Raw genomic sequence first — 11,201 nt, 5'->3', positions numbered from 1 at the left:
TGCTGAGGCGGTGCGTCACGGCACTCCATGCCACGTTCTGATCCAGCAGCGTGTTCAAATCTGTGGCGTGGTGGTCCGCCCGGCCGGAAGACCTTCAACAAGACCTCGCGAAGAACCTCGATGCCGATCTCGCGGCCCTCGAGCCCGGGGTCGCGAAAGGACTTCGGCGAACGCGACATCTGCGTCGAAGGAATCGACAAGCACGCCAACGATGTCGTGCGCCAAGCCGACGACGAGGCGCAAGACCTGCGCGCGACGCACTGGCTGATGCTGCGCGCCCTGGTTGCCGAAGGCCGGCTCAGCGGGCAGCAGCGTCAGCGCCGCAGGGGTTTGCGTGGGTGAAGCCGCTGAGAGGCCGCGTTGTTCTCGGGCTGGTCGTCGTCGGTGAGGGTGAAGTAGTTTTCCTCCTCTTGCAGGAAGTGCAGCTGTAGCAAGGTGTGCAAACCATAGAGGCAGGCGAGCAGGTCGTCGATCTGGTCGCTGGTGATGGCGCCCGCCGCGTGGGCGCGGTCGAGGTGGGCGCCGATGCGGGTGGTGAGCCGCTGGATCTCGGCGTGGGCGCGGCTCATCGTCGCGGTGGCCTCGGTGCTGCCGAGCGGGCCGGCCAGCGCCGGGTACAGCAGGGTTTCCTCGGCGCGTTCGTGGGGCAGCAGATCGGTCACCAGGAAGTGGTTGGCGTCCTCGACAGCGGCCAGGGCCGCGGGATCGTTGGCGGTGGCGAGCCGGTCGGCAGCGGTACGCAACAGCGTGAGCATCTCACGCAGGGTCTCGTGTTCACCCGCGAAGCGGTGCAGCAGTTCCTCTGTCGCCGCGGCCACTTCGGTGCGAGCGGCTGGACTGCCCCGTAACGCTCGCAGCGCGTTGAGGATCACCGCCACATCGATGACCTCTTGCAGCAGTGCGCCAGCGGCGGGCGGGAGGAGCCCGGCGGCGGCCACGATCATCGCCAGCAGCGACAGGCTCATCCCGACCCCGGCGCTTTGCACGGCGATCCGGCGCGACCAGCGTGCGGTTTCCATGGCGTCGGCAAGCCGGTCGAGCCGGTCGGTGGTGAGCACGATGTCGGCGGCCTCCGAAGAAGCGGTCGACCCGCGTGCGCCCATCGCCACACCGACAGTGGCGGCCGCCAAGGCGGGAGCATCGTTGACACCGTCACCGACCATGGCCGTCACCGCACGCTCGCGTTCGCCGCGCACCGCGCTGACCTTGTCGGCGGGACTCTGCCCCGCGTAGACCTCGTCGAGGCCGAGCACGGCGGCGACCTCGCGGGCCGGTTCGAGACGATCGCCGGTGAGCATCACCAGCCGGTTCAACCCCGCCTCACGCAGTCTGCGGATTGTTCGCGGCGCGTGCCGCCGCAACGGATCGCGCAGCAAAACCGCCCCGAGAAGCTCCTCGTCGACGACGATCCACGCTATCGCGGCGGAGTCCAAGCGCGCTCGGCTGTCCACCGCGCGCGCCCACTCGGATCCCGTCGCCGAATCAGGCAGTTTGCCCACTTCGACGCGGTGGCCGTCGACGGTGCCGGAGATGCCGCGGCCAGGCTGTTCGACGACAGCGGTGGGCAGCGACAGCGCCGCGTCGCGGGTCAGCGCCTCGGTAACGATCGCCTCGGCCAGCACGTGAGGCGACAGTTGGTCCACCGACGCGGCCAGCCGCAATGCCTCGGCCGCGTCCTGGCCAGGGGCGGCGATCACCTCGACTACCGCGGGCCGGCCCGCGGTGAGCGTCCCGGTCTTGTCCATCACAAGAGTGGTCGCGTGGCCGAGGTTCTCCAGCGCACCGCCGCTGCGGATCACGACCCCCTGGCGGGAAGCCCGCGACAGCCCTGACACGATAGCCACCGGCGCGGCCAACAACAGCGGACACGGGGTGGCCACGACGAGGACCGCGACCGCGCGCACCGCTGACCCGCTCAACAGCCACGCCGCCCCGGCCACGAGCAGCGTCAAGGGCAGAAACCAGGCCGCGTACCTGTCGGCCAACCGGACCACGGGCGCGTTCTCGGCGCCGGCTTCTCGGGCCAGCCGCACGATTCCGGCGTAGGTGCTGTCCGCCGCGGTCGCGGTCGCACGGATCTCGAAGGAGGCACCGGCATTGACGACACCGCTGCGCACCGGTTCCCCGATCCCACGCTCGACCTGCAACGGCTCGCCGGTGAGCACCGATTCGTCCAGTACGGCCACTGTGTCGAGCACCCGCCCATCGACCGGCACCACCTCGCCGGGCGCCACAACCAGCACATCATCGACGGCGACCTCGTCCAACGCGATCACGCTCACCTCGGCGCCGATGCGGCGGCGAGCCGAACGCGGTGCATGCTCGAGCAGAGACCTCAGGTCGTGCGACGCGCGTCGCTCGGCCGCCGCGTCCAATGCACGACCGGTCGCCAACATCACAGCGATCAGCGCACCAGCGAGATACTCGTGCACCAGCAAGGTGCCCACCAGCGACAACACCGCGATCAAATCCACCCCGACCCGACCCCGCAGCAGCGTGGTGACCATCCACCACACCGCAGGCACGACCGCCACCACCGTCGCCGCGATCCAGCAGCCCTCAGCGACCTCGCGCAGCCCGAATAGCCAGAACACCAGTCCTGACATCAAGGCGGCCACAGTCGCCGACGCCAGCACCGGCCCCACCCACGCAACGACCCGTCCGGACCACTGCTCGATCATCGAATTCGTTCCGGACACGCCCGCTCCTTCCCGAACAGCGCCTTCCGACGAGCGGATTCGTCTCAGCAAAACCGACCCGGGCACCTCCTGGACAGGGTCGCAATTCCCGAATGCGGAGGCCGTTCGCCCTGGCGAAACGCACCGCACCGAATCCCAGCAGCCATGACTCGGCCTGCGTGGCCAGGGGGCCGCGACGACTCGATCGTGGTGCTGACTGCGATGAGACCGCGTGCAGCGAGGAGCCCTCCGCGCGAGGATGCCCCGTGCGACTTGCCAAAAGCATTGTTTGCTAAACTCTGCAAATAAGGCGGTGGCCGATACCGCCTCGCCGGGAACCGAAGGGAGTGGTGGCGATGCCAGGACTGCAGCGGCCGCTCTATCAGATGAAGGCCGACTTCTTCAAAACCCTCGGGCATCCGGTGCGGGTGCGCGTGCTCGAACTGCTCAGTCAGCGTGAGCACGCAGTTTCGGAGATGCTGACCGAGATCGGGATAGAGGCGGCCAACTTGTCCCAACAATTGTCGATCCTCCGGCGCGCCGGCCTGGTGACCGCTCGCCGCGAAGGGCTCTCGGTGACCTACGAATTGACCACTCCCGAGGTCGCCGAGCTTCTGGCGGTCGCACGAGCCATTCTCACCGGCGTAGTCGCCGGTCAGGTCGAAGCCCTCGAAGAACCCGCCTGACCTCGCCACCCATAAGGAAGCCGCTCGCTCACTGATTGCAATTTTTCTAAACTAAATACCTAGCAGATTTCGAAGGAGAGATTTCGTCGTGACCAACCACTTAGACGTTGCCGCGAGCGTGCAGGCACCGACCGAGCATGAGGGCATCCTGGCGTGGGTCGCCGAAGTCGCGGAGTTGACCGCACCCGATCGCATCGTTTTCTGCGACGGCTCTCGGGCAGAGTGGGACCGACTCACGGGGCTGCTGGTCGAAAAGGGCACCTTCGTGCCGCTTGCGGCGAAGCCGAACTCCTTCTGGTGTGTGTCGGATCCCGACGATGTGGCGCGGGTGGAAGACCGCACCTTCATCTGCTCGGAAGATCGCGAGGACGCCGGCCCGACCAACAACTGGGTCGATCCGCTGGACATGCGCACGGTGATGACCGAGCACTATCGCGGGGCCATGGCGGGACGGACGATGTATGTGATCGCGTTCTGCATGGGGCCGTTGGATGCCGAAGATCCGAAATACGGGGTGCAGGTCACCGATTCGGAGTATGTGGCGGTTGCGATGCAGATCATGACCCGCTCCGGCGCGCACGTGTGGGACAAACTCGCCGACGGGACGGGCTTCGTGAAGTGCCTGCACTCGGTGGGCGCTCCACTGGGAGAAGGCCAGGTGGATGTGCCGTGGCCGTGCGATTCGACCAAGTACATCTCACATTTCCCGGAGCGCCGGGAGATCTGGAGTTACGGCTCCGGCTACGGCGGTAACGCGCTGCTGGGCAAGAAGTGTTTCGCGCTGCGGATCGCCTCGGTGCTCGGCCGTGACGAGGGGTGGCTGGCCGAGCACATGCTGATCCTCAAACTCACCACGCCCCAGGGAAAGATCCACTACATCGCGGCCGCGTTCCCGTCCTCGTGCGGCAAGACCAACCTCGCCATGCTCGAACCCGCCCTGCCCGGCTGGACCGCGGAGACGATCGGCGACGACATCGCCTGGATGCGTTTCGGCGCCGACGGCCGGTTGTACGCGGTGAACCCGGAGGCGGGGTTCTTCGGCGTCGCCCCGGGAACCGGCGCGCAGACCAACCCGAACGCGATCGCCACGATCGATGCCGGTAATTCGATCTTCACCAACACCGCACGCACGGACGCCGGTGACGTGTGGTGGGAAGGCTTGACCGACACTCCGCCCGGGCATCTCATCGACTGGCACGGCCAGGACTGGACCCCTGAGTCGGAAACCCCTGCCGCGCATCCGAACTCCCGCTACTGCACCCCGATCGAGCAGTGCCCGTCGGTGGCGGCGGAGTGGAACGACCCGGCCGGGGTGCCGATCTCGGCCATCTTCTTCGGCGGCCGCCGCAAGACGACAGTCCCGCTGGTGACCGAGACATTCGACTGGGAACACGGGGTGTTCACCGCGTCGGTGCTGTCGTCGGAGACCACCGCGGCGGCGGCTGGAGCGGTAGGTGTGGTGCGGCGCGATCCGATGGCGATGCTGCCGTTCCTCGGCTACCACGTCGGCGACTACTTCGCGCACTGGCTGAAACTCGGCGCCGCCGCCGATCCCGCGAAGCTGCCGAAGATATTCCAGGTCAACTGGTTCCGACGCAGCGCCGACGGCAGCTTCCTGTGGCCCGGCTTCGGCGACAACGTGCGTGTACTCGAGTGGGCCCTCGAGCGCTTGGACGGTGCCGCCGATGCCGTGGAGACACCGATCGGGTTCGTGCCCACTGCCGAGGCCCTGGACCTGACCGGCCTGTCGGAGCGAGCCCGGAGACTGGCCACCGCGGCGCTGGCCGTCGACATCGACGAGTGGGTGGCCGAGACCACGTCGATCGACGAGTGGTACGCCACCATCGGCGGCAATCGGCTGCCCGACGGGCTGCGTGCGCAGTTGGCCGCCCTGAAGATGCGTCTGGCCAAAGCCCTGTGAACGCGCTCGCACTACTGCCGCGCTGGTCGGACTGGCAACCCGTGCTGCGCGCGCCCGGCGCGGACCTGGTGTCGGGTCTGATCGTGGCGCTGGTGGCGCTGCCGCTCGCACTCGGCTTCGGAATCTCCTCCGGGTTGGGCGCGGCCGCTGGACTGGCCACCGCCGTTGTCGCGGGCGCGACCGCGGCGGTGTTCGGCGGCTCCCGCTTCCAAGTGTCCGGGCCCACGGGCGCGATGACGGTGGTCTTGGTGCCGATCGTCGGCCAGCACGGCGCCGGCGGGGTGCTCGCCGTGGGGCTGCTCGCCGGTCTCGTACTCGTGGTGCTCGCAATTGCCGGGGTCGGGCGGGCCGTACGCTACATGCCGGCCCCGGTGATCGAAGGCTTCACCGCCGGCATCGCGGTGGTCATCGCGCTGCAGCAGGTCCCGTCCGCGCTGCGTATCGAGCACGCCGAGGGCGAGAAGGTGTGGCAGTCGGCATTCGACGCGGCATGCCAATACATTTCGCACCCGCACCACCTGACGCCGGCGACCGCACTGGTGGTGGCAGCGGTAGTCCTGGCCGGTGGCCGGTACCTGCCGAAGCTGCCGTTCGCGCTAATCGCTGTGGCCGCAGCCACCGTCGCGGTGCGGGTGTTCGATCTCGACTTGACCCCCATCGGGCAGATCCCAACCGGATTACCGGCTCCCTCCATAGGATTCGTGCACCTCGACCAGCTCGGGTCATTGATCGCGCCTGCACTGGCAGTGGCGGCACTCGCAGCACTGGAATCACTACTGTCGGCGACCGCCGCCGACGCGATGGCCGTGGGCACCCGCCACGACCCCGATCGCGAACTGCTCGGCCAAGGCGTGGCCAACATCGCCGCCCCGATGTTCGGCGGTGTGCCCGCCACCGGCGCGATCGCTCGCACCGCAGTAAACGTCCGCTCCGGCGCGCGTACCCGGCTCGCGGCGCTGACCCACGCCGCCGTGCTGGCCGCGATCATCTACCTGGCCGCACCCATGGTGGCCGAGATCCCACTGGCAGCCCTGGCGGGAGTCCTGCTGGCCACGACCGTCCGGATGGTGGAGACCGCGTCGCTGACCGCGATCGCCCGTGCCTCGCGCGGCGACGCGATCATCATGGCGATCACCTTCGGCGTCACCGTCGCGCTCGACCTGGTCACCGCGGTCGCCGTCGGCGTCGGCATCGCCATCGTGCTCGCTCTTCGGTCGGTCGCGAAAGAAGCCCGGCTACAGCAGGTCCCACTCGAGATGCCGGCCGACGGCACCGACCATCTGGCCGAGGAACACGACCTGCTGCACGACCATATCGTCGCCTACCGCATCGATGGGCCCTTGTTCTTCGCCGCCGCTCACCGGTTCCTGCTGGAACTGGCCGAAGTGTCCGATGTGTACGTGGTCATCCTGCGCATGTCCGGCATCACCGCCTTGGACACCACCGGCGCGCTCGTGCTGAAAGACGCGATCGGCAAACTCGAACACCGCGACATCACCGTCCTGATGTCCGGTCTGCGCGAGGACCATCGTCGCCGCCTCGCCACGATCGGCGCCTTGCCCACCGGCGGCGACGCGCACATCTTCGAGCACACCCCCGAGGCCATCGCCCACGCCCGCAGATGCGCGCCGAACCCTGCCGGACAAACCACATGAGCTCCACGATCCGCTCCAGCACACCGGCACCGTTTGTCTTCCCAGAGCCAGAGGGTCCAAGGACGCGGCACCGCTGGCTCGGCACGCCGCGTGTCCGGACGAATCACAGCGCCCGCCTGGATTCAGGATGTGGCGGCTGCACCGCCGGCGGGAATCTGGCCGTACCGGGTGAGCCGGCCCGACCGGATCCAAGCATGAATGCCATTCCGGCGCGGCGGTCGAGGCGGAGTCGCTCACCGGGAATGCCGGCAGGGCCTGCGCCGGCCACCGATCCCGGCCAGGCGGCCGAGCAAATGGCCGCCTACGCCGAGGCCGGCGCGGCACGCGTCGTCCTCGCGCCGTCCGGGCCGCAGTGGGAGGCCGGCTACGACTTCGCCGCGAAGATCAAAGCGCAGCTCTGATCGCGGTGCTCATCCGCCGCACAACAGTCCCACTCCGAGACCGAGCAGCACCGCCGCGATCAGCGAATCCAGCACCCGCCAAGCCAGCGGACGGGTGAACAGCGGACCGAGCAGGCGCGCACCGAAGCCGAGAGCGGTGAACCAGAGCACGCTGGACAGCATCGCCCCCGCGCCGAGAAACCATCGATCCGGGCTCGCGTAGGTGCTGGCGAAGGAACCCAACAACACCACGGTGTCCAGGTAGACGTGCGGATTGAGCCAGGTCAGCGCCAGGGTGGTCGCCACTGTCGCGCCGAGTGCCGCGGTGGCCCGCCCCGCTTCGGTGCGCAGCGCCGCGGCGCCGAGCGCCCGCCGGACCGCCAGGCCCGCATAGCCGATCAGAAATGCCGCGCCCGCGTAGCGCGCCACCACGAGCACCGCGGGAGCCGACTCGACGACCACGCCGAAGCCGGCGACCCCTGCCGCGATCAGCACGATGTCAGACACCGCGCACACCGCCACCACCGCGTGCACATGCCCGCCGCTGATCCCTTGACGCAGCACGAACGCGTTCTGCGCGCCGATCGCCACGATCAGCGACAAACCGAAGCCCAAACCGGAGGCGGCGGCCAGCGCCGCGGAGGAAACGCTCACGTCCAGCGACGCTAAGGGCGCGGACCATACCCCGGCAAGCTAAAGATTCTTAAGTATCATTAGCATTTCTTGATATGGATCTGCAACTCGACCAGCTTCGCGCACTCGACGCCGTAATCACCGAGGGGACTTTCGACGCGGCGGCGCGGCGCTTGAGCGTGACGGCGTCGGCGGTCAGTCAGCGCATCAAGGCACTCGAGGACGCCGCGGGCCGGATCCTCGTGCAACGCACGAAACCGGTGCGCGCCACCGAATCCGGGCTGGCGGTGCTCCGATTGGCCAGGCAGATCCAGTTGCTGTCGGGGGACACCGCGCGCGAACTCGGCGGCGAGCCCGCCGACGGTCCGATCCGGGTGCCGATCGCGGTCAACGCCGACTCGCTGGAGACCTGGGTGCTGCCCGCTCTCGGCCGCGCGCCGCGCGGCGTGTGCTTCGAGATCCATCGCGAGGACGAGGAGCACACCACGCGCCTGCTGCGTGACGGCACCGTGATGGCGGCGATCACCGCGACCGCGCAACCGGTGCAGGGCTGTAAGGTCGAGCGGCTCGGCGCGATCCGCTACCGGCCGATGGCCAGCCCGGAGTTCGCCGCCGCCTGGTTCGCCGACGGCGCGACCGCGAAAGCCTATGCCGCCGCTCCGGTCGTGCTGTTCGACCGCAAAGACGACCTACAGGATCGCCTGTTGCGCAGACGCGGTCGCAAACCGCTGGATCCGCCGCGCCATTACGTACCGTCCTCCACAGGATTCGCCGAGGCGGTCCGGCTGGGGCTCGGCTGGGGCATGCTGCCCGACCTGCAGACCCGCGGGGACCGGGCCGCCGGCCGTTTGGTCTCGATCGATCCCCGCGTAGTCATCGATGTCCCGCTGTACTGGCAGCAGTGGCGGCTGGACTCCCCTGCCCTCGGCGCCGTCGCCGCCGCCATCGCGGCCGAAGCAGCGGACGTGCTCCGCTGAACACGAGTTGTGCTGCCCGGCATCGTATTCCGCTTTCCGAACCATTGCGGGCAAGGTCGTGCTGGTGCTGGCCTGTTCGGCCGCCCACCACCGCAACGACGCGGAGCCGTCGCGGTGAAAGACGAGTCCCAGATCCCGCGTCACTGCGCGAGAGACAGAAGACTCGCCCTGTACGCCGGTTTCCGAAACGGCGGGATCGGGATTCGGTCGGGGACATCGCGAAGTTGTCGACCGTGACCTATCCGGATTGATTGCGGCCGCTCGTTTCGGGAAACCGTGGACAACGAACGATCCGGACCCGGACGTTCTCTGGTGACCTGTCGCGGGTCTTCGCTGCACGGCGGGGTCTCGCACGATCGCAGGAGGTGTTGTGTTGTCTGCCGACCGCCACGACGGGGATGCCGCGACGGGCGCCGACCGCCCTGGCGGCCCGGCCCCTCGGAGTGAGGCCGCGGCCGCCGAACGATTCGCTGTCCGCAGTGCCGCGGCGTTGTTGGGCGCTGTGGCCGTCGGTATCGGGTTCGGTGTGCTCACAGCGCTGGTCCGGACACGGTGGGAACCGATGCAGACAGCGGATCAGGCGGTCACCGACAGCCTGGTCTCCGTGGTGGCCGAGCACAGGATTCTGCGGAACATCCTCACCGGCATCACCGATCTCGGCGGGACCGGCACGCTGGTCCTGGTGCTCGCCGTCTGCGGGCTCTGGCTGCTCATTCGTCGTCTACCACGCCTTGCTGTCTACGTGGTGATCACAGGCACCGGTGGGTTGATCCTCAACCCGATCGTCAAAGAGCTTGTCGCCCGGCTACGTCCGGTGGTGGAGACTCCCGTCTACAGCACCGACGGGTGGAGCTTCCCCAGCGGACACGCGATGAGCTCACTGGTGTGCTACGGCGTTGTCCTGCTGGTTTTCGCACCGATCCTGCCAGCGGGCCCACGCCGCGCGGTGGCCGTGTTCGCGGTCCTCATCGTGGCGGCCGTCGGCCTCAGCCGGATAGCGCTGGGCGCGCACTACCTCACCGACGTCCTCGCGGGCTGGCTGCTCGGGTCGCTGTGGCTCGTGCTGGCCACCGTCGCGTTCCACCGATGGCGGGGCGACGCCCGAGTCGGCAACGCGGGCCCGCTGCCCGGTGACGTACCACCGGCCGACGAAGACGACTTGCGGCCGGTCCCGCTTCGGCATGCGCCCACCCTTCCCCACCCATGGCGAGGAATCGGCGAACTCGCGGTTGCGTGGGTGCTGCTCGTCGGAGGGCTCGTCGGAATCGGCATGCTGGTGCGCACCCCGGAAGCCGAAAACCCTGTCCGGCGGTGGGATCACAGCGTCGTGGAAACGTTTGCCGAGCACCGTGACCCGACGCTCACCTCCGTCCTCGGCGTGTTCGGCGAACTCGGCAATACCACCGCGGTCATCACGGTCGCCCTGATCGTCGCCGCGCTGGCGGTGGGCGTCCTGCGCAGCTGGCGCCCGGTGTTGTTCCTCGGCAGCGCGCTTCTGGGTGAGATCACGCTGTTTCTCACCACCGCCGCGATCGTCGACCGCGACCGCCCCCAGGTTCCGCACCTCAATCCCGACCTGCCACCCACTGCCAGCTTCCCTTCCGGACACGTCGCCGCCTCGCTGACGCTTTACTCAGCCACCGCTGCACTCCTGTGGGCCACCACCCGCCGACGACGGTATCGGCTTCTGTCCGCCGCCATCATCCTGATCCCCGGGCTGGTGGGCGTGCAGCGAATCTACGCCGGTGCGCACTACCCCACCGACATCATCGGCGCGGTCCTATTGGCAACGATATGGACAGCGATCGCCTGGTTGGTCGTCGAACCCGTCGAGACCTCTGGTCAGTCGACGCAGGCGCACGTTCGCCATGCCCAGGCTTGATCGAAGAATCCGCACGGATCCCTCGACCGGCTGCGAACACGCGGTCACAACCACCGCCAACACCACAGGCGCACCGAAGAAGAACGAGCAAGCCGAGCAGTGGCGACCGCAGCTCGTTCATGTTCGCCGGCATGGAGGTCGCGACAACGCAGGAGAATAGTCGGCATATGACGGTGGTGCGGTACGGAGGCGATGCGCTCGACAGCTATCGATAGGCCCTGTGGCAGACCGACGTTGTCGACCCCGACCTGCGCCGTAGCGGTGACACCGTCGCCGACGCCACCAGAAACTGATGGCCGATGCCTGCGCGGGGGCTGGCGCCGGGATATCCGGCCCTGGCCGATTCGGCGAGGGTAACCGCATCGGCGGTGGCCGGATGTCAGAATCTC

The 11,201-nt window shown here is 68.3% G+C and carries 9 protein-coding genes; 7 read left to right on the top strand and 2 right to left on the bottom strand.

Annotation, left to right across the window (positions count from 1 at the left end; genetic code table 11):
• The first annotated feature begins 120 nt into the window (after nt 1-120).
• On the top strand, nt 121-342 hold the full coding sequence (locus NA8_RS16870) for a hypothetical protein (protein ID WP_063051337.1): 222 nt from the start codon (nt 121-123) through the stop codon (nt 340-342).
• On the opposite strand, the gene NA8_RS16865 is transcribed toward NA8_RS16870, so the two are convergent.
• Entirely contained in the window at nt 315-2,681 is a 2,367-nt protein-coding gene (locus NA8_RS16865) for a heavy metal translocating P-type ATPase (RefSeq protein WP_063051354.1), read from the bottom strand. The two genes, NA8_RS16870 and NA8_RS16865, sit on opposite strands and share 28 nt — an antisense overlap.
• 353 nt (nt 2,682-3,034) lie before the next feature.
• Here NA8_RS16865 and NA8_RS16860 point away from each other — a divergent pair, with 353 nt between their 5' ends.
• The 4 genes from NA8_RS16860 (at nt 3,035) to NA8_RS33830 (ending at nt 7,341) form a co-directional block, all read left to right on the top strand.
• Complete coding sequence (locus tag NA8_RS16860) at nt 3,035-3,364, top strand: ArsR/SmtB family transcription factor (protein WP_063051353.1); 330 nt, start codon at nt 3,035-3,037, stop codon at nt 3,362-3,364.
• A gap of 88 nt (nt 3,365-3,452) precedes the next feature.
• Nucleotides 3,453-5,285, top strand: coding sequence for a phosphoenolpyruvate carboxykinase (GTP) (locus NA8_RS16855; protein ID WP_063051336.1), 1,833 nt, complete (start codon nt 3,453-3,455; stop codon nt 5,283-5,285).
• Nucleotides 5,282-6,940, top strand: a complete 1,659-nt coding sequence (locus tag NA8_RS16850) for a SulP family inorganic anion transporter (RefSeq protein WP_174550090.1) — start codon at nt 5,282-5,284, stop codon at nt 6,938-6,940. The genes NA8_RS16855 and NA8_RS16850 overlap by 4 nt, the downstream gene beginning before the upstream one ends.
• Nucleotides 6,941-7,182: 242 nt before the next feature.
• Complete coding sequence (locus NA8_RS33830) at nt 7,183-7,341, top strand: hypothetical protein (protein WP_157106747.1); 159 nt, start codon at nt 7,183-7,185, stop codon at nt 7,339-7,341.
• A 9-nt stretch (nt 7,342-7,350) separates the two neighbouring features.
• On the opposite strand, the gene NA8_RS16845 is transcribed toward NA8_RS33830, so the two are convergent.
• Nucleotides 7,351-7,974 carry a LysE/ArgO family amino acid transporter gene (locus tag NA8_RS16845; protein ID WP_245663875.1) on the bottom strand — a complete coding sequence of 208 codons (624 nt, stop codon included), beginning with the start codon at nt 7,972-7,974 and terminating at the stop codon, nt 7,351-7,353.
• A 74-nt stretch (nt 7,975-8,048) separates the two neighbouring features.
• Between NA8_RS16845 and NA8_RS16840 the strand changes: the two genes are divergently transcribed.
• A complete protein-coding gene (locus NA8_RS16840; protein ID WP_063051334.1) occupies nt 8,049-8,930 on the top strand; it encodes a LysR family transcriptional regulator ArgP in 882 nt (293 codons plus the stop codon).
• A gap of 562 nt (nt 8,931-9,492) precedes the next feature.
• Nucleotides 9,493-10,812 carry a phosphatase PAP2 family protein gene (locus NA8_RS16835; protein ID WP_157106746.1) on the top strand — a complete coding sequence of 440 codons (1,320 nt, stop codon included), beginning with the start codon at nt 9,493-9,495 and terminating at the stop codon, nt 10,810-10,812.
• Nucleotides 10,813-11,201 lie beyond the last annotated feature (389 nt).

Source organism: Nocardia arthritidis NBRC 100137 (genome assembly GCF_001612765.1).
In the GTDB taxonomy this organism is placed as follows: domain Bacteria; phylum Actinomycetota; class Actinomycetes; order Mycobacteriales; family Mycobacteriaceae; genus Nocardia; species Nocardia arthritidis.
Note: the sequence above shows the minus strand (reverse complement) of the source record. Positions and strands in the feature narration are given on the sequence as shown.

Bases quoted from the DNA above. Each gene is read 5' to 3' on its own strand.
- NA8_RS16860 (WP_063051353.1), top strand. From the start codon at position 3,035: ATGCCAGGACTGCAGCGGCCGCTCTATCAGATGAAGGCCGACTTCTTC.
- NA8_RS16870 (WP_063051337.1), top strand. From the start codon at position 121: ATGCCGATCTCGCGGCCCTCGAGCCCGGGGTCGCGAAAGGACTTCGGC.
- NA8_RS16835 (WP_157106746.1), top strand. From the start codon at position 9,493: ATGCAGACAGCGGATCAGGCGGTCACCGACAGCCTGGTCTCCGTGGTG.
- NA8_RS16840 (WP_063051334.1), top strand. From the start codon at position 8,049: ATGGATCTGCAACTCGACCAGCTTCGCGCACTCGACGCCGTAATCACC.
- NA8_RS16865 (WP_063051354.1), bottom strand. From the start codon at position 2,681: ATGATCGAGCAGTGGTCCGGACGGGTCGTTGCGTGGGTGGGGCCGGTG.
- NA8_RS33830 (WP_157106747.1), top strand. From the start codon at position 7,183: ATGCCGGCAGGGCCTGCGCCGGCCACCGATCCCGGCCAGGCGGCCGAG.